16 protein-coding genes and 1 pseudogene are annotated in these 16,739 nt (G+C 74.2%); 10 read left to right on the plus strand and 7 right to left on the minus strand.

Translation table 11 applies throughout. The annotated features are described in order from the left end of the window. Positions 1 to 11 precede the first annotated feature (11 nt). From ACGFZ2_RS26740 to ACGFZ2_RS26765, 6 genes and pseudogenes are all read right to left on the minus strand, one after another. The gene (locus ACGFZ2_RS26740; RefSeq protein ID WP_393458032.1) at positions 12 to 1,181 is read right to left on the minus strand and encodes a M23 family metallopeptidase; all 1,170 of its coding nucleotides are present in this window, start codon (positions 1,179 to 1,181) and stop codon (positions 12 to 14) included. Continuing rightward, positions 1,178 to 1,735 (minus strand): hypothetical protein, encoded by a 558-nt coding sequence (locus ACGFZ2_RS26745; protein ID WP_393458035.1) that lies wholly within the window; start codon positions 1,733 to 1,735, stop codon positions 1,178 to 1,180. Before ACGFZ2_RS26745 ends, ACGFZ2_RS26740 begins: the two co-directional genes overlap by 4 nt. Further along, complete coding sequence (locus ACGFZ2_RS26750; protein WP_393458038.1) at positions 1,732 to 3,669, minus strand: MFS transporter; 1,938 nt, start codon at positions 3,667 to 3,669, stop codon at positions 1,732 to 1,734. Before ACGFZ2_RS26750 ends, ACGFZ2_RS26745 begins: the two co-directional genes overlap by 4 nt. Position 3,670: 1 nt before the next feature. Next, positions 3,671 to 7,066 (minus strand): annotated as a pseudogene (locus tag ACGFZ2_RS26755) (ATP-binding protein). Between the two features lie 49 nt (positions 7,067 to 7,115). After that, complete coding sequence (locus tag ACGFZ2_RS26760) at positions 7,116 to 7,478, minus strand: hypothetical protein (protein WP_088976442.1); 363 nt, start codon at positions 7,476 to 7,478, stop codon at positions 7,116 to 7,118. A gap of 13 nt (positions 7,479 to 7,491) precedes the next feature. Then, positions 7,492 to 7,806 carry a hypothetical protein gene (locus ACGFZ2_RS26765; protein ID WP_311413190.1) on the minus strand — a complete coding sequence of 105 codons (315 nt, stop codon included), beginning with the start codon at positions 7,804 to 7,806 and terminating at the stop codon, positions 7,492 to 7,494. 343 nt (positions 7,807 to 8,149) lie between these two features. On the opposite strand from ACGFZ2_RS26765, the gene folP reads away from it, so the two are divergent. The 7 genes from folP to ACGFZ2_RS26800 all read left to right on the plus strand — a co-directional run bounded on the left by folP (position 8,150) and on the right by ACGFZ2_RS26800 (position 12,819). Beyond that, the gene (gene folP / locus ACGFZ2_RS26770; RefSeq protein ID WP_393458041.1) at positions 8,150 to 9,070 is read left to right on the plus strand and encodes a dihydropteroate synthase; all 921 of its coding nucleotides are present in this window, start codon (positions 8,150 to 8,152) and stop codon (positions 9,068 to 9,070) included. Next, entirely contained in the window at positions 9,067 to 9,432 is a 366-nt protein-coding gene (gene folB, locus ACGFZ2_RS26775) for a dihydroneopterin aldolase (RefSeq protein WP_357703493.1), read from the plus strand. The genes folP and folB overlap by 4 nt, the downstream gene beginning before the upstream one ends. After that, on the plus strand, positions 9,429 to 9,953 hold the full coding sequence (gene folK / locus ACGFZ2_RS26780) for a 2-amino-4-hydroxy-6-hydroxymethyldihydropteridine diphosphokinase (protein ID WP_393458044.1): 525 nt from the start codon (positions 9,429 to 9,431) through the stop codon (positions 9,951 to 9,953). Before folB ends, folK begins: the two co-directional genes overlap by 4 nt. Before the next feature lie 19 nt (positions 9,954 to 9,972). After that, positions 9,973 to 10,515 carry a DUF3180 domain-containing protein gene (locus ACGFZ2_RS26785; protein ID WP_393268362.1) on the plus strand — a complete coding sequence of 181 codons (543 nt, stop codon included), beginning with the start codon at positions 9,973 to 9,975 and terminating at the stop codon, positions 10,513 to 10,515. A 119-nt stretch (positions 10,516 to 10,634) separates the two neighbouring features. Continuing rightward, positions 10,635 to 11,849, plus strand: coding sequence for an ABC transporter permease (locus ACGFZ2_RS26790; protein WP_393458047.1), 1,215 nt, complete (start codon positions 10,635 to 10,637; stop codon positions 11,847 to 11,849). 97 nt (positions 11,850 to 11,946) lie between these two features. Further along, on the plus strand, positions 11,947 to 12,261 hold the full coding sequence (locus ACGFZ2_RS26795; protein WP_357456544.1) for a hypothetical protein: 315 nt from the start codon (positions 11,947 to 11,949) through the stop codon (positions 12,259 to 12,261). Positions 12,262 to 12,321: 60 nt separating this feature from the next. After that, positions 12,322 to 12,819, plus strand: a complete 498-nt coding sequence (locus ACGFZ2_RS26800; protein ID WP_393458050.1) for a hypothetical protein — start codon at positions 12,322 to 12,324, stop codon at positions 12,817 to 12,819. 70 nt (positions 12,820 to 12,889) lie between these two features. Here ACGFZ2_RS26800 and ACGFZ2_RS26805 read toward each other — a convergent pair whose 3' ends face one another. Beyond that, the gene (locus ACGFZ2_RS26805; RefSeq protein ID WP_393458053.1) at positions 12,890 to 13,891 is read right to left on the minus strand and encodes an ABC transporter ATP-binding protein; all 1,002 of its coding nucleotides are present in this window, start codon (positions 13,889 to 13,891) and stop codon (positions 12,890 to 12,892) included. 2 nt (positions 13,892 to 13,893) lie between these two features. On the opposite strand from ACGFZ2_RS26805, the gene ACGFZ2_RS26810 reads away from it, so the two are divergent. The 3 genes from ACGFZ2_RS26810 to ACGFZ2_RS26820 all read left to right on the plus strand — a co-directional run bounded on the left by ACGFZ2_RS26810 (position 13,894) and on the right by ACGFZ2_RS26820 (position 16,643). Continuing rightward, entirely contained in the window at positions 13,894 to 14,580 is a 687-nt protein-coding gene (locus ACGFZ2_RS26810; protein WP_393458056.1) for an ABC transporter permease, read from the plus strand. Positions 14,581 to 14,635: 55 nt separating this feature from the next. Next, positions 14,636 to 15,358: an ABC transporter permease subunit gene (locus tag ACGFZ2_RS26815; RefSeq protein WP_357703475.1), complete on the plus strand. Its 723-nt coding sequence runs from the start codon at positions 14,636 to 14,638 to the stop codon at positions 15,356 to 15,358. 280 nt (positions 15,359 to 15,638) lie between these two features. Next, a complete protein-coding gene (locus ACGFZ2_RS26820) occupies positions 15,639 to 16,643 on the plus strand; it encodes a glycine betaine ABC transporter substrate-binding protein (RefSeq protein ID WP_393458059.1) in 1,005 nt (334 codons plus the stop codon). The last annotated feature ends 96 nt before the right edge of the window (positions 16,644 to 16,739 follow it).

The raw sequence follows: 16,739 nt of genomic DNA on the forward strand, positions 1-16,739 counted from the left end.
CGGCTGGCGCCTCACGCCGCGCCCTTGAGCGGCGCACCCCGCGACCGCATGAACGGCGCCGGGTCGATCGCGCCACGGCTGCTGCGATCCTCATCCTTGTGCACCTCGAAGTGCAGGTGCGGGCCGGAGGAGTTGCCGCTGCTGCCCACCTCGCCGATGACCTCGCCGGCTTTGACGGTCTGGCCGACGGAGACCCGGGGCTTGCTCAGCATGTGGCAGTAGCGGGTGATGAACCCGCCAGCGTGCAGGACGTCGACGAACCAGCCGCAGCCGCCCTTGTCCGGCCAACCGTCGGCGTCGCAGCTGAGCCGTCCGCGATTGTCCGGGTCGCAACGGGAGACCAGGACGCGGCCGGTGGCGGCGACCCGGATCAGGGTGCCCTTCGGGGCGGCGATGTCGACCCCGTTGTGCCCGGGCCGCCTCGCCGTGCGGAAGCCCGACCCGACGCCGCCCGGGATGGGCGCCGTCCAACCCGAGGCGGCGATCTCCCCACCGGCGGCGCGGTCACACGCCTGCTTCCCGCCGACGAGCACGGTCCGGGCCGCCCCACCGGCCAGGGCGTTGACGATCTGCGAGGCGACTTCCTCGTGCTTGGCGTAGGCGTCCGGGAAGGCGCTGATCTGCACCGCCTGGGCGGCCCGCGTCAGCGGCATCCGCTCCCAGCTGGGTACCTTGACTAGCTTCTCGTAGAACTTCCGGGCGGCGTACTCGGGCGTCATCCGCTGGGCGACGCTGCCCCAGCTGGCCCGCTGCTGGAAGAGGCCGACAGAGTCGTGGTCTGCTCCGATGCCTTCGTGGGGTAGGTTTCCGGACTCGGCGACGGTTCGGTTTGCAAGATTCAGAAGTCGTGACTCCTGCATCGCAGTCGCCACGGCGATCACCCAGCCGCGTGGCGGCACCTTCATCTCCTGCCCCACCTTGATGATCCGGGCAGCGTTGCGCAGCTGACGCTCGCCGTACTGCGACATCCGAGGCAGGTCGCCAGTTACCTTGACCTGGAAATTCTCGGTGCAGTCCTGGTTCGCCAGCGTCATACCGCTATCGGCGTCTCCACCTAGCTCTGTGAGGAAGAAGGCGCCGGCGCCGCCGGTGCAGCAGAGGAGGGCGAACGTCGCGGTCAGCGCGGCGGCCAGGGCGCCGAGCCGGAGCTGTCGAGGGCGCGGTCGGGTCTCGTCGCTCATGCCTGCTCCCAGTCCACCGCGTCCACCAGCCACCGCCCGTCGGGCGCCACCAGTTCGAGGCGGAGCCGGCCCGTGTCGAGCGGAACCACCACCTCGACGAAGTTCTCGGTCCGGGACCGGAGCGTGACGTCACCGTTGACATGGCCGGCCGGCACCCTGGACGGGTCGGCGCCCGCCAGTTTCTCGGTCAGCGCCGGAGTCGACAGGGGGCGCAGCCCCTCCTGCCACTGGTCCGCCGTGACGCCCGGCTTGCCCAGCCACGCCGCGACGAAGCGCTCGGCGATCTCCTCCGGCGTCGGCTCACCCGCGCGCGTGACCGGAGAGGGGGGAGCGCCCGTCGAGAACGCCCCGTCGTCACCGGCGGTCGGGGCGACCGTGGTGATGGGTCGGCTCGGACGGTTGCTGAGCCCGCCCGTCGGGTCGCCGGGACCGGAGACCAGCCGGGCCGCCCCGATGACCCCGAACACGACCACGGCGAGAGCGAGCGCGATGCCGAACCGGGACCGCAACACCCGGGTGACGAGGAATTCGACGGCCCGACGCACCGCACTCACCGTGCCTCGGAGCGGATCCGCGGCGCGGGCCGTGCCGGCTCACGCTCGGCCGAGCCCGGACGGTAGATGACGAATGACGGGTTCTCGTCGGGCACGTCGGGCTCGGTCCAGGCGGCTGGCTGGCGCCGACGAGGCCGGGGCGCGACCGGGCGGGGAGCCTCCCGTTCCGCGGTCTCTGGTGCCTCGGCGGCCGACTCGCGGCCGTCCGGCCGCTGCCGCTCCTGGTCGCCACTCGTGCGGGCGTGCGACGGGTCCTCCCGGCGGGCCTCCGGCCGCAGGGTGCTCTTCTCCGCCACGACGGCGCGACGCCGGCCCATCGCCGGCTCGGCCGTACCACCGGGCTCCGCCACGTCGAGCCGGGCGGCCGTGCGCATGTCCCGGAAGAAGCGCCGGTGCCAGGAGCCGGCCGAACTGACCGCCTCGCTGCTGTCCTTGCCGCCGAGCTGCGTGATCCGGCGGTAGGGACGCAGGAGTAGCCAGCCAACCACACCACAGAGCCAGACCAGCACCACCTGGAGCCAGCCCGGCAGCGTCGGCGTGCTCATGATCAGGTCCACCGCGAAGAGGTAGATGGCGGCGCCGGTGCCGAAGATGGCGATGTTGAAGACGGCGGCGACCACCGCGTTTCCCAGCCGGCGCAGCCCGGCGCTGGCCGGTCGCAGCAGGCCCACCGTGCCGAGGATCGGCGCGGCGATCACCGCCCAGCGGAAGATCAGGAAGCCCAGCAACACCAGCAACGAGGCGGTCAGGTCGAACATCGCGAAGAGCACGGCGGCGAGCACCGCGATGAACCCGGCCCCGACGCGGTCCATGTCCCGGACCCCTTGGAGGTACTCGTACGCCTCCGGGTCCTCCTCCTTGATCTGCTCCGCCACCTTCATCCACTGCTGCTGCTTCGCCTCGATCGTCGCTTGGCGAGTCGCCGGGTTTGCGCGGATCGACTGGATCTCGCCCCACGTCAACGACCGTGCGTCGTACAGCGCCGGACCGTATTTCTTGGCGGTCTCGCTGTCGGCTGATCCCAGAACGCCCCGCAGCCAGTTCCGGTACAGCATGGATTCGGTGGCGGTGTCGCTGGCCCGGACGGCGGGCGGGCGCTTGTCCTCGCAGCGTTTCGGATCGGGATCTATGCACCGGCCCGGCGCAGGTTCCTTCGCCTGTGGCCCGACAGCATCGTGCACCACACCCAGCGTGGTGACGAGGGTGCCGTCGGCGATGTTCGCCGACTTGACGGGCCAGGCGGCCAGGGCGGTCACCGCCACCATCACCAGCAGCGCCCAGCCCGCCGTGGTCATCGCGTTGCTCATGTCGGACTGGCGGGAGCGCCAGAGCAGGTAGAGACCGACCACGCAGAGCGTGACGATGCCGAAGACGCTGAACACCTTCTGGTAGACGGCCTTGGTCGCCTGGTCCACCAGCGGGTCCGCCCAGCCCCACATCGAGCGCGGGTCCCAAGCACGCTCGCGCAGCGCGTTCGAGGCACCGACCACCGCAGTAGCGACCATGAACTCGCCGTTGGCGACAGTCGTGGTGAACTTGTAGTCCGGGTGGAGCACCGTTGACGCGCAGCCGATGTCGTATGTGGTGTAGCTGTATCCGGCATATCCGTAGAGGCTGTATCGGCCGGTGACGCCGCCCGATGCGGACTCCGGTGGTGAACTGGCGAACCAGCCAGCCAGACCCGCGTCAGGCGCCCCTGGCGTCGGTGGTTCAAGGCACTCCGCCCGTGCTGCTGACACATCCTTGAGCTTGGCGACGCAGGCGCGGAAGTCGGCCTGCCACTCCGGAGTGGTGCAGAGGTCTGCCGAAGCCTGGGCGGTCAGCGGTGCCGGGGCGGCCGCGGCGGCGCCGAGGGCCGGCCAGCCGATCGTTGCCCCGGCTAGTACGCCGAGTGCGAGAAGGAACGCCGCCAGCCGTGCCCGGGCCCCGGCCATGTCACGCCTCCAGATCCGGCAGGACGGCCGGCAGTACCCCGGCGGCCGCGGCGATCGCGGCGGGAGTGGTGTCGAGGTGGTCCAGCAGCCCGTCGACGTACGAGACGTCGACCCGGACCTTCTGCACCCGACCGTCGACGTCCCGCATGACGAACTCGCGGAAGCCGAGCCGGGTGGCGGAGGTCGCGTCGGCGGTGGAGAGCGAGGCGAGGGTGGCCTCGTAGCCGTCGTCGACCGGCACCCGCAGCAGGCGCAGCGCTTCCGAGGCGATCTCCGCGTCCTCGGCGATCCGGCCGACGAAGACGGTCGAGACCAGGTTCTGCACGTCGAGGCCGAGGATGTCGCGTGGGTTCTGCGAGGCCACCAGCGCGGCGAGGTTCCACTTGCGGGAGTCGCGGGCGAGCCGGACCAGGAAGGAGCGGCCGGAGCGCCACCCCTCCATGAAGTGCGCCTCGTCTAGGCCGACGAGCTTGCGGGACGACATCGACCCGCCGTAGCAGCGGCGTACGGCCAGCCGGTGCGCGGTGTGCAGCATCGGCAGGGCGAGCGCCTCCTCGGCCGACCAGTACTCCCGCTCGATCTTCAGGTCGGGCAGCCGCAGCCCGGCCATGGTGATCACGGTGAGCGCCGCGTCCGCGCCGAGCAGCCCCTCCGGCGGCCGGCCGAAGAAGAGCATGGCCAGCGGCATCTCGGCGGTGTCCAGCAGCAGGTTGGCCAGTTCCCTGCCGGCGTCGTCGTCGAGTTGGCTGAGGCAGGCGACCACGTCGTCCAGGGTGGAGGTCTCCTCCGCCGGCACCTGGCGAACGGCGTGCCGGAACAGGGTGGCGGTGGACGCCTCGCGGGCCACCTGCGGCGGCACCAGCATCATGCAGATGTCCTGGACGAGCATCCGCCGCTCGGCGCGGGCGTTGGAGACGGCGATCTCGAACTCCCGGTCGCCCGCCGCCCCGCTGCCGAACTCGGTGCGCAGCGGGGTCGGGATCAGCGAGTACGGCGCCAGGGTGCCGTGCTCGGAGCCGGTCAGGTTCAGCACCCGCGAGTACGGCCGCAGCTCGGGCATGGCGCACAGCCGGGCCAGCGGGCCGGACGGGTCGAGCAGCGTCACCTGGACGCCGCGCCGGGCCGCGAGGTAGCCGAGGGCGCCGAGCAGGGTGGACTTGCCGCCGCCCGGTTCGGCGACGAAGACGGCGAGGCCGGAGCGTTCGCGCACCTCCATCGGGAAGTGCAGGTCGAGGAAGACGGGCCGGCGGCAGGTGCCCGCCGTCCGCCCGATCAGGTCGCCGCGCCGGTCGCCGACCGTGGAGGCGGCCTGCGGGAGGGCGGCGGCGAGCAGGTTGACCGGCATCCGCCGGACGTAGCCGGTGTTGGCGATCGGCTCGCCGGGGATGAACTCGCGGGCCAGCCAGTCCTGGTTCTTCGGGTGTTGCAGCGAGATGCGCAGCTCCCGGGAGTAGAGCTGGATCAGCCGCCGGGCTCGCTCCAGGCACTCCTCGCGGGTCCGCCCGCCGACGGCGATCCGGTGCCAGCCGTGCGCCCGGGCGGAGTCGACCGGCAGGCCGGTCGTCATCTCGTCGCCGATCACCAGGGCCCGCTTGGCCAGCCGCTCCAGCTCGGGCGGGGCGTCGATGCCGTGTTCGGCGTAGTCGAGCTGCTGGGAGCGGATCATCCGGAGCCGGTGCTCGAGGTTACGGAAGGAGTCGCCGGAGCCGAGGATGTCGACCCGGGTGGAGAGCTCCATCGGCCAGGGCAGCCGCTCGTGGAAGTGCAGCCACGGCTCGTGCCGCTCGGGGATCTCCAGCGGTTCCATCCGGCCCACCGCCAGCACGGCGACGTGCCGCTCCTCGCCGGTCATGCGGTTGACCAGCTTGACGGTGGAACCGTACGGGGTGCGGTAGCGCTCCACCTGCTCTGTGAGGGCGAGCAGGTCGCCGCGTTCCCACCGGCCGTCGGTGATCGGGGAGAGCCGGCCGGGGGGCGCCATGCAGAGCGCCACGGAGCGGTAGAGCAGCCATTCCAACTCCTGCGCGGTGACTCGTCGTCCGCGCATGCCGAACGCGCCCAGCACCTCGTCGAACTGCTCGACGGTGCGCCCGAGCTTGCGGCGCTCGCCCTCGGCCACGCCGCGACCGAAGGTGCGCAGCAGGCGTTCGGTGAGCGAGTCGCCGAGGGAGCGGCGGGCGAAGGTGACGCCGAGGTAGGTCTGCCCCTCGGCGTGGTTGACCGAGAGCAGGTGCCGCTGCGCGGCCACCAGGTGGTCGGCCCAGCCGGCGGTGCCCGGGACGTCGGGCAGCGGGGACCGGGTGTGCGTGTCGATGGTGCGGGCCCACTCGTCGGCCGGGAAGGGCCGGGTGGTGCGCCGCAGGTGCAGCCGGAAGCCGGCCAGGCCGGCGTACTGCTCGGAGATCGCCGAGAGCAGCGCCTCCCGCTCCGCGTCCGGCCGGAACGCCCAGCGCACCTCCGGCAGCCAATACCAGGCGGTGACGGTGTTCGGGGTGAAGGTGAGGTGGCCGGCGATCTCGGTGATGGCCAGCTCGACCGCCGGGTCCCGGTCGCCGAACTTGATCTTCGGCGGCTTGACGCGGACCGGCTTGGTGGGCTGGTCGCGCCGGCCGGCGGAGCGCTGGCGCGGCGGCGTCACGTCCCGCCCCGTGCGCTCCGGCAGCCGCTCCCCGGCCCGCCGCGACGGCCGCTCCGGGGGCGCCGGGTCGAGTGGCGCCGGTGGGGGCGGCGGGGTCACGCCGGCCGCCGCCTCGTCCGCCGGTGGGCGGAGCGTCGGCAGCCGGTCCCCGGGCTGGTGCGGCACCCGGACCGCCCGGGCCGGCGGCTCGTGGGCGACCGCCGGAGGCTCGTACGCGACCGCGGGGGGCTCGTACGCGACGGCGGATGGCTCGTACGCGACGACCGGCTGCTCGTACGCGACGGCCGGGGGTTCGTCGTCGGCGTCCGCCGGCGGCGGTTCCACCGCGGGTGCCCGGTCGGCTGTGCCGGTGGAACGGGCGGGCGGCCGGGCGGCGCGCGGCGGGGCCGGGGCGGCGGCCGGGGCCGGCTCGACGGCGGCCGGCTGCTGCGGGATGGCCGCGTGCTCCCGCCCGCCGACCCGAGGCGGCGTGGCGGGCCGCGTGCCGGGGCGCGCCCCTCCGAACAGGTCGAGGAAGGGCGAGTCGATGTCGGCGCTGTCGGCCGGTGGCCCCGGGTCGACCGGCGGCGTCCGGCGCTGCACCGGGCGGGGCGCCTGGAAGACGCCGACGCCGCCGTGCCCGGGGGTGGTCACGAGGGCCGGGTCGAGGGCGACCTCGTCCCGCTCGGGCTCGTCCGGGTAGTCGAACGACCGCGCACGGTTACCGTGCGGGGCGGCCGGACGCCCGGCCGGGGAACCCGGCGTGGAAGAGCGACTCATGCGACCGCCTCACCCGCGTCGTGCGACTGCCTGATCGGCGTACGCCCGGTCATGCCAGTTCCTCCCGGATCCTGATCCGGCTGCCGACCAGGCGGGGGTCCCGCTGCTCGGCGGCCGGCTCCCGGGTCCGCCGCCAGTCGGTCAGCGCGGTGCGGATCACCATGCGCGCCGGCCGGTCCGGGTCGACGTACCGGAAGATGAACGAGGTGGTCACGATGGCCAGCGCGATCTCCCAGGCCGGGAAGAGCTCGACCTGCAGCGTGAACAACCAGTGGATGAACATGTAGAGGGGGACGAGCAGCATGAACAGCCCGTACTGGGCGTAGGGCAGGTGGACCGGAAGGGTGTAGCCGGGCGGCCCGAGGTAGACCAGGCGAGCCCGGTAGATGTCGTCGTCGGTGCGCAGCCGCATGTCGTGCCCGCGCCTATTCGAAGATCAGGTCGATCAGGTAGTCGCCGATGAAGAAGAGTGTGGCGGCTCCGGCGATGAAGGCGAGCCCGACGATCGCGATGGCCGAGCTGGTCAGCACCTTGGAGATCTCGCCCCGGCTGGCCCGCCCGATGAAGATGACGCCCAGCACGGCCAGCAGGATCGGAGCGATCTTGCTGGCGAAGAACGTGACGACACCCTCGGTGTCGATGCCCTTGGGCGCGGGCTCGGCGAGTGGAGTCGACGCCAGGGCGGAGAGCGTGTGGGCGGCGGCGGACGTCACCGTCTCCATCAGCTCGATGGCGATCACTGGAACCTCCCCAAGTCGCGGCCGGCGGCGCCGCGGTGGTGCAGTAGGCATGCCTGGCGGGAACGGTGCTCACTAGCCGCAGCGTCGACGACCCTGCGTTCGTTACCCACCACGGAGGGTGGTGAGCTTTGGGCGGATTTTCCCGCTTCGGCCCTCCCTCCAGGCTTCGCCATCTCGATGCCGGGCAATTCCAAAGCGTACGGGCAGGCCCTCAATGCGACAAGCCGCGAAGAGTCTGCCCGATCCGACCCGGACGACCGATCGTACACCCGTTCGAATGCGCATGTCACCGCCCTCGACCCGGCCCGCCCGGGGTGCTCCGGCCGACCGGTACCGTCTAGTCGTGACCGATCTGGTACGGGCCTCGGCCCCGGTGGTGATGGGCGTTCTCAACGTCACGCCCGACTCGTTCTCCGACGGCGGACGGTACGCCGACCTCGACGCCGCCGTCGGACACGGCGTGCGGCTGCGGGCCGACGGCGCCCACCTGGTGGACGTGGGCGGGGAGTCCACCCGGCCCGGCTCCGACCGGGTCGACGCCGAGACCGAGACGGCCCGGGTGCTGCCGGTCGTCCGGGAGCTGGCCGCCGCCGGCGTGCCGATCAGCATCGACACCACCCGCGCGCGGGTCGCCGAGGCGGCCCTCGCCGCCGGCGCGGCGGTGGTCAACGACGTCTCCGGCGGCCTCGCCGACCCCGACATGGCCCGGGTGGTCCGGGACGCCGGCTGCCCCTGGGTGCTGATGCACTGGCGCGGCCACGCCCGCGAGATGGGCGAGCTGGCCCGTTACACCGACGTGGTCGCCGACGTCCGCGCCGAGCTGGGCCGGCGTGTCGACGAGGCGCTGCGGGCCGGTGTCGCCGCCGACCGCATCGTGATCGACCCGGGGCTCGGCTTCGCCAAGACGGCCGCGCACAACTGGGAGCTGAGCGCCCGCCTGCCCGAGCTGCTGGAGCTGGGCTTCCCGCTGCTCTTCGCGTCCAGCCGCAAGGCGTACCTGGGTCGGCTGCTGGCCGGCCCCGACGACGCCCCCCGCCCCACGGACGGCCGGGACGCGGCCACCGTCGCCACCAGCCTGCTCGCGGTGGCGGCCGGCGCCTGGGGCGTCCGTGTGCACGACGTCCGCGCCACCGCGGACGCGCTCGCCGTCTGGCGGGCCACCGGCGCGCCCCGCCTGACGCCCCCGACCACCGGCGCGGCCCGCCCGGCCCGCGCGGGCGCCGGCCGGGCGGGCGGCACCGCCGACCACGGAGGAGACCGATGACCGACCGCATCCAACTGACCGGCCTGCGGGCGCACGGCCGGCACGGGGTGTACGACTTCGAACGCGCCCAGGGGCAGGACTTCGTCGTCGACGCTGTGCTGGAGATGGACCTGGCCCCGGCGGCGCGCTCCGACGAGGTGGGCGACACCGTCCACTACGGCGAACTGGCCGAGCGGCTGGTCGCCGTCGTCACCGGCGAGCCGGTCAACCTGATCGAGACGCTCGCCGACCGGCTGCTGACCGTCTGCCTGGCCGACCCCAGGGTCGAGGTCGCCACGGTCACCGTGCACAAGCCGGAGGCGCCCGTCCCGCACGCCTTCACCGACGTGGCCGTCACCATGACCCGGCGGCGCGGCCGGTGACCCGGGCCGTCCTCTCCCTCGGCAGCAACCTCGGCGACCGGCTGGCGCACCTGCGCTCCGCCGTGTCGGCCTTCGGCGACGACGTCCTCTTGGTCTCCGGCGTCTACGAGACTCCACCGTGGGGGGACCAGGACCAGCCCGCGTACCTCAACGCGGTGCTGCTCGCCGAGGACCCGGCCGCGACGCCGCGCGACTGGCTGGAGCGGGCCCGGGCGGCGGAGCGCGCCGCGGGCCGGACCCGCGACCCGCGGCGGCGCTTCGGGCCGCGCACCCTGGACGTCGACGTCATCGCCGTCTGGGCCGACGACGAGCCGGTGGTCAGCGACGACCCGGAGCTGACCCTGCCGCACCCCCGGGCGCACCTGCGGGCGTTCGTGCTGCGGCCGTGGATCGACATCCAGCCGTACGGGCGGCTGCCCGGGCACGGTTGGCTGACGGACCTGCTCAACACCGGCCCGGCCGCCGCCGACGCCCTGGATCTGCGCCCCCGGCCGGATCTGGCGATAGAGTCGACGGCATGACCCAGTGGAGCCGGCCGGCATGACGCAGGCGCGATCCCCACGCCCGGGCGGGACGGGTCCGGACCGGTTCCGGATGGGCCCCACCCGGATCTCCACCCTGGTGGTGGCCGGCCTCGGCGCCGCCGCGGTGGCCTGGCTGCTGATCAGCACCCTCTACTACGACTACCTCCCCGACCTGCCGTGGCTGCCGGTGGTCACCCTGGCCGCGCTCGCCGTGCTCGAGGGGTACGCCGCGGTCAACACCCGGGGGCGGATCGAGCGCCGGCCGGGCCGCGACCCGGTCAACCCGCTGCTGGTCGCCCGGTTCGTGGTGCTGGCCAAGGCGTCCTCGCTGGCCGGCGCGATCTTCGCCGGCTTCTACGCCGGGCTGACCGGCTGGCTCTTCGTGGAGCGCACGGACGCCGCGATGGACGACCGGCCGGTCGCCGGCGCCGGCCTGCTCGCCGGGTTGGCCCTGGTGGCGGCGGCGCTCTGGCTGGAGCGCGCCTGCCGCGTCCCCGAGCAGGAGGACGACGAGGACCGCGAGCCCGGCGACCGGGAGAACCGCCCCGGCCCGCGCTGATCCGGGGGGTTACGCCCGGCCTCCCGCACGGGTAGCGTGCCTGCGACCGGAGAGCAACGGCCGCCCCGGCCCGCCCGCGCGTCGGACCTGGACGAGCGGCCACGTGGGAGGCGGCGGCTATGGGGTACGACGAACCGGGGCGCGACGCGTCCACCGAGCCGTCGTCCGGCATCCCGGCCGCCGTCCTGGAGAACGTCTTCGACGACCCCGCGCACGGGGAACCCGGCCGGGACCGGTTCGCGGTCCACGTCGTCTGGGAGTTGCTGCTCCTCGTCACGCTGGGCGTCGGGACGTTCCTGCTCTGGCGGGAGAACCCGGACGCGCTGCGCGGCGCCGGGCTGCGCTCGCTGCTGCTGGACGCGGTCGTGCTCGGGCTGCTGGCGCTGGCCGCCGGGCTGAGCCTGCGTACCGCCGCGGTGAACCTGGCGGTGGGCCCGGTGGCGGTCGCCGCCGCGCTGCACATGGCCGAGCAGGGCGACCGGGGCGTCACGGCGGCTGCCGGGCCGGCCCTGGCGGTCGCCGCGCTGGGCGGGCTCGCCCTGGCGCTGGCCGTGGTGGTGCTGCACGTCCCCGGCTGGGCCGCCAGCCTCGCCGGTGCGGCGGGGGTCGTCGTGTACATCGAGCAGCGCTCCGCGCCGGTCCTCCCGCAGGGTGACTACGACCCGGGGCGCGGCGCGCTGCACCTCTTCGCCGGGCTCGCGGCCGTCGTCGTGCTCGGCGGCTTGTTGGGGGCGGTGCGGGCGGTCCGCCGGCTGGTCGGCCGCTTCCGCCCGGTCGTCGACCCGGCCCGCCGTCGCGGCGTGGTGGCGGCGGTGGTCGTCTCCGGCGCGCTCGTCTGCTCGACCGTGCTGGCCGCCCTCGCCGGCATGCTCACCGCCACCCGCGCCGCCGGGCCGGTCGCGCCCGACGCCGGGCTGGATTGGACGGTGCTGGCGGTCGGCGTGGCGCTGCTCGCCGGCACCAGCGCCTACGGCCGGCGGGGCGGCGTGTTAGGCACCCTGCTGGCGGTGTGCCTGGTCGCGGTCTTCGTCGCGTACGCGCAGGCCAGGGGCTGGACGGTGAGCCGGTGGGCGGTCGGCGCGGCGGCGCTCGGCGTGGGGCTGCTGGTAACCCGCCTGGTCGAGGCGTACGGGCGGCCGGCGGTCGGCGCGGCGGCGGAACCGGTCCCGGTCGGGGACGGCCGGATCGGCACGGGTTGGGCGGCGCCCCGGCCCGACCCGGTCGGCGACTGGCCGCCCGCCCTGCCGGCGCAGTCCACCGAGAGCCCGGCGGACCCCTGGAGCGTGCCGCGGTGGGAGAGCGGGCGCCGCCGGTGGGAGAGCGACGACCGCTGAGCGGCCACCCCCTGACCGGCCGCGGGGCGGGCCGGCGGTGTCGGCCGGTGTCGCGTCCACCCTGCCGGCGGTGATCTCGGCGGTTAGGCTCGGCGGCATGACCGACACACCATCGACCTCCGCCGGCCCGTCGTTCGAGGAGCTCGACGCGCTGTCCACTGAGGAGCTGCGGGAGCGGGCCTTCGCGGTCGCCCGGGAGCGCCGCGACGTGGGCTTCTTCTGGTCGGTGCTGCGGCACCTGCCGAACGCGGACGAGGCCGCCGCGCTGGACGGCGCGCCCAACTCGGTGGGGCCGACGATCGACGAGGCCGCTGCGCTGTGGCGGGAGCTGACCGGGCACGGCTACGAGGAGTCCGCGCCGCTGCTGCGGGCCGCCTTCATCGACTACCTGATGACGCACCCGCGGAAGTGACGGCGGCCGACGGGCCCCGGCAGGTTTGCTCCCCGAGGTCCGCCGGGAACTGATCCGATCATGGCGCTCACCAACCCGCCGCGGGCCGGCGGCCGCTACGGGACGGCGGCGGGCACCGGCGCGCTCGCCGCGCTCCTGCTGGTCGCGGTCTGCGGCAGCCCGGCGTACGTCGGCTGGGCCGCCGGCACCGACCCCACCTCCGCCGGCGGCTGGTTCCTGCAACTGCTCGCCTGGCCGGCCTGGCGGTTCGACGGCGGCGATGCCTCCGGCGGCCTGCTCGTCGCGAACCTGCGGGCCGTCCTGCTGGTGGTCCTCGCGGTGGTCTTCCTCTACCTGCTGCCCGCCACGCAGGTGGCCCGGGTGCAGGGGTCGGCGAGCCAGTTCTTCTCCGGCTGGGCCGCCTACGTCCTGGCCGGCGGCTTCGCCTCGCTGCTCGCCGCCTTCCTCGGCCCCGACCCGTCGCTGCTCACCGCCATCCAGTCGGCCGGCACCGGCGCGACGTACGGCTTCCTCTCCGGCTGGATCGTCGGCACGGCCAGCCTCGGCGGCCGGGCCTGACCCCGCCGGCCCACGATCCCCCGTCGTCCGACCCGGGCCCGCTGCCCGCGGCCCTTCCCGGCCGGGCCGGTCACCGGTCGGGCCGGCCCAGTTCGAGCAGTCGCGTCCGGCTGAGCACGCCCACCGGCCGCCCCTCGTCGGTCACCACCACCCGATCGGCGGCCGAGGTCAGCAGTGCCCCCAGCGCGTCGTACGCCGAGGCGCCCCGCGACACCGTCGGCAGCTCGGCCACCCCGGTCGTCGGCAGCGGCTCGACGGCCGCGCCGGTCAGCGGGGTGACCGCCAGCCGGCGGATGCCCCGGTCGGTGCCGACGAACTCGCGGACGAAGGGCGTGGCGGGCGCCCCGAGCACGGCGGCCGGGGTGTCGTACTGCTCCAGGCGACCGCCCTGGGAGAGCACCGCGATCCGGTCGCCCAGCCGGACCGCCTCGTCGAGGTCGTGGGTGACCAGCACGATCGTCTTGCGCACCTCGGCCTGCAACCGCAGGAACTCCTCCTGCAACCGGGTCCGGGCGATCGGGTCGACGGCCGAGAACGGCTCGTCCATCAGCAGCACCACCGGGTCGGCGGCGAGGGCCCTCGCCACCCCGACCCGCTGCCGCTGACCGCCCGAGAGCTCGTGCGGGTAGCGGCGGCCGAACGTCGCCGGGTCGAGCCCCACCAGCTCCAGCAGCTCGTCGACCCGGCGGCGGCTGCGCTCGCGGGGCCAGCCGAGCAGCCGGGGCACGGTGGCGACGTTGGCGCTGACCGTCTGGTGCGGGAAGAGCCCGACGTTCTGGATCACGTAGCCGATCCGGCGGCGCAGCCGGACCGGGTCCACCCGGGTGACGTCCTCGCCGTCGAGCAGGATGCGGCCACCGGTCGGCTCGATCAGCCGGTTGACCATCCGCAGCACCGTCGACTTGCCGCAGCCCGACGGTCCGATGAGCACCACCAGCTCGCCGGCGGCGATGTCGAGGCTCAGCTCGCGTACGGCCTCGGTGCCGTCCGGGTAGCGCTTGTGGATGCCCTCCAGCGCGATGGACGCCGCACGCGGCCCGCCGTGATCCGTGGTTGCCGGGGTAACGTCCACACATGTCCTTCCGCCTGAGCTACCGGGCCGACCCGGGTAACCCGTGGTTCTCCTGGCAGTACGTGCGGGACAACTCTGACACGATCCTCGCCGCCGTGCGGGAGCACGCCTCGCTGACGGTGCGCGCGGTGTTGATCGCCGCCCTGGTCGCCGTGCCGCTGGCCGTGGCCGCGTACTGGTTCCGCTCGCTGGCCGGGCCGGTGGTGGCCGTCACCGGGGTGCTCTACACGGTGCCGTCGCTGGCTCTGTTCGCGTTCATCGCTCCCTACCTGGGCATCGGCGCGGTGACGGCGCTGAGCGTGGTGGTCCTCTACGCGTTGCTGGTGATCGTCCGCAACGCCCTCGCCGGGCTCAACCAGGTGCCTCCCGAGGTGCGTGAGGCGGCCGAGGGGATGGGGTACGGCCGCTGGGGCCGGCTGTTCCGGGTCGAGCTGCCGCTGGCCCTGCCGGGCATCCTCACCGGCCTGCGGCTGGCCACGGTCTCCACGGTTGCCCTGGTGACCGTGGGCGTGGTGATCGGGCGGGGCGGTCTCGGGCAGTTGATCTTCGCCGGCTTCCAGAACAACTTCTACAAGGCGCAGATCATGACGGGGACGCTGCTCTGCGTCCTGCTCGCCCTGGTGCTCGACCTGATCCTGGCCGGCGTGGGCCGGCTGCTGACCCCCTGGCTGCGGAGCAGGGCGGCGTGAGCGCTCGGAACGCCGCGCGGCGCAGTCCCGCGGTCGCGAACGGAGGGCGGGCCCGATGAACCCCGTCGAGGCGGCGCTGGTCTGGCTCAACGACCCGCTGAACTGGACCAATCCGGGCGGGATCCTGGAGCGGCTCGGCGAGCACCTGTCGATGTCGGCGGCGGCGGTGGCGCTGGGCTGCCTCATCGCCTGGCCGATCGGGCTCTGGCTCGGGCACACGGGTCGGGGTGGGGGCCTGGTGGTGCTGGTGTCGAACGTCACGCTCGCCGTGCCGACGCTGGCCCTGCTCACCATCCTGCCGCTGACCTTCCTCGGCTTCGGCCAGCCGTCGGTGGTGGTCGCGCTGGCCGTCTTCGCGGTGCCGCCGCTGCTGGCCAACGCGTACACGGGGGTGCGGCAGGTCGATCCGGAGGCCCGGGACGCGGCGCGCGGCATGGGCTTCTCCGGGTGGCAGTTGCTGCGCCGGGTCGAGCTGCCGCTGGCGGTGCCCTACCTGGCGGCCGGGTTCCGCACGGCGGCGGTGCAGGTGGTGGCGACCGCCGCGCTGGCCTCCTTCGTCAACGGCGGCGGCCTCGGGCAGATCATCCGCGCCGGGTTCGGGCTGGACATCGCCGCCGGCGGCGGCCAGATCCTCGCCGGCGGCGTGCTGGTGGCCGGGCTCGCCGTCCTGGTCGAGCTGGTGCTGGCCCTGGTCGAGCGGCTGGTCACCCCGCGCCCGCTGCGGGCCACCCGCCGCCGGGCCCGCCGCCGCGCGGCGGACGCGCTGGCCGGCGGCTGAGCTCCGGTCCGCCCCGCGCGGGACGCCACACCCGGGAGTGCCCGCCGACGCGCGCTGCCGCTCACCGACGTCCGCTGTTCGACGGCTGTCGACGGGTGACGATCCGGTGACAAACCTTTCCTCGGGTTGTCGGACCCGTGTGGAAGATGTTGGGTGGAAAATCGCGGGCGGCCGGAAAGGGGGCCGCCCGACGGACACAGCGGGCGGCCGGAGAGGGATCGCCCGTCGGACACGCGGCCGGCCCGGACGGGTCGCGCCGGGACACGGAAGGCGGGCACTGATGCGCGCACGTACACGACTGGCGGTCGGTGCGGTGGGAGCCCTCGCCGCGGCGGGGCTGTTGACCGGATGCGGCGACGCCGGCTCCTCCGGCACGGACGCCCCGGAGCAGGCGGCCTCCGGGGCCGGCTGCGCCCCGGTCGCCGGTGACCAGCTCGTCGTCCTCGACGACGACAAGAAGCTCCAGAACACCGACAACGTCATCCCGGCGGTCAACGCCAAGGCGGCCAACCCGCAGCTGCTCGCGGCGCTGGACAAGGTCTCGGTGGCGCTCGACACGCCGAAGCTGATCCAGCTCAACAAGGCCGTCGACGTGGACCGCAAGACGGCGCAGAAGGCGGCCGAGGAGTTCGCCGCGGCCAACGGCGTCACCACGGGCATCGCCAAGGGGCCCGGCGGTCAGATCGTGATCGGCGCGGCCAACTTCACGGAGAACGAGATCCTGGCCGAGCTCTACAAGATCGCGCTGACTGCCGCCGGCTACGAGGCCAAGGTGCAGCAGATCGGCAACCGCGAGCTCTACGAGCCGGCCCTGGAGCGGGGCGAGATCCAGGTGGTCCCCGAGTACGCGGCGACCATGGCCGAGTTCCTCAACACCAAGGCCAACGGCAAGGACGCCCAGCCGGTGTCCTCGCCCGAGCTGGAGAAGACCGTCGCCGCGCTGAAGACCGCCGGCGACAAGGCGGGCCTCGTCTTCGGCACGCCCGCCGCCGCCCAGGACCAGAACGCCTTCGCCGTGACGAAGACCTTCGCCGACAAGTACGGCGTCCGCACGCTCTCGGACCTGGCGGCCAAGTGCTCGGGCCAGGCCACCGTGCTGGCCGGGCCGCCGGAGTGCCCGCAGCGGCCGAAGTGCGGGGCCGGGCTGGTCCAGGTCTACGACTTCAAGGCCGGCTCGTTCAGCTCGCTGGACCAGGGCGGCCCGCAGACCAAGAACGCCCTGAAGACCGGCGCCGCCAGCGTGGGCCTGGTCTTCTCCTCGGACGGCGCGCTGGCCGCCAGCTGATCCCCGGCCGGGCGCCGGCGGCCCCGCGCCGCCGGCGCCCGGCTGCGCCGTCCCGTCCCGCCGGGCCTCTCCAGCCGTTCCCAGGCGGGGGAACTC

Source organism: Micromonospora sp. NPDC048063, from assembly GCF_043202855.1.
Lineage (GTDB): Bacteria > Actinomycetota > Actinomycetes > Mycobacteriales > Micromonosporaceae > Micromonospora.

What these genes read in the sequence shown, in the direction of transcription:
- ACGFZ2_RS26740 (WP_393458032.1), bottom strand. Translation starts at nt 1,181, where the DNA reads ATGAGCGACGAGACCCGACCGCGCCCTCGACAGCTCCGGCTCGGCGCC.
- ACGFZ2_RS26750 (WP_393458038.1), bottom strand. Translation starts at nt 3,669, where the DNA reads ATGGCCGGGGCCCGGGCACGGCTGGCGGCGTTCCTTCTCGCACTCGGC.
- ACGFZ2_RS26760 (WP_088976442.1), bottom strand. Translation starts at nt 7,478, where the DNA reads ATGCGGCTGCGCACCGACGACGACATCTACCGGGCTCGCCTGGTCTAC.
- folB (WP_357703493.1), top strand. Translation starts at nt 9,067, where the DNA reads ATGACCGACCGCATCCAACTGACCGGCCTGCGGGCGCACGGCCGGCAC.
- ACGFZ2_RS26785 (WP_393268362.1), top strand. Translation starts at nt 9,973, where the DNA reads ATGACGCAGGCGCGATCCCCACGCCCGGGCGGGACGGGTCCGGACCGG.
- ACGFZ2_RS26790 (WP_393458047.1), top strand. Translation starts at nt 10,635, where the DNA reads ATGGGGTACGACGAACCGGGGCGCGACGCGTCCACCGAGCCGTCGTCC.
- ACGFZ2_RS26795 (WP_357456544.1), top strand. Translation starts at nt 11,947, where the DNA reads ATGACCGACACACCATCGACCTCCGCCGGCCCGTCGTTCGAGGAGCTC.
- ACGFZ2_RS26800 (WP_393458050.1), top strand. Translation starts at nt 12,322, where the DNA reads ATGGCGCTCACCAACCCGCCGCGGGCCGGCGGCCGCTACGGGACGGCG.
- ACGFZ2_RS26810 (WP_393458056.1), top strand. Translation starts at nt 13,894, where the DNA reads ATGTCCTTCCGCCTGAGCTACCGGGCCGACCCGGGTAACCCGTGGTTC.
- ACGFZ2_RS26815 (WP_357703475.1), top strand. Translation starts at nt 14,636, where the DNA reads ATGAACCCCGTCGAGGCGGCGCTGGTCTGGCTCAACGACCCGCTGAAC.
- ACGFZ2_RS26820 (WP_393458059.1), top strand. Translation starts at nt 15,639, where the DNA reads ATGCGCGCACGTACACGACTGGCGGTCGGTGCGGTGGGAGCCCTCGCC.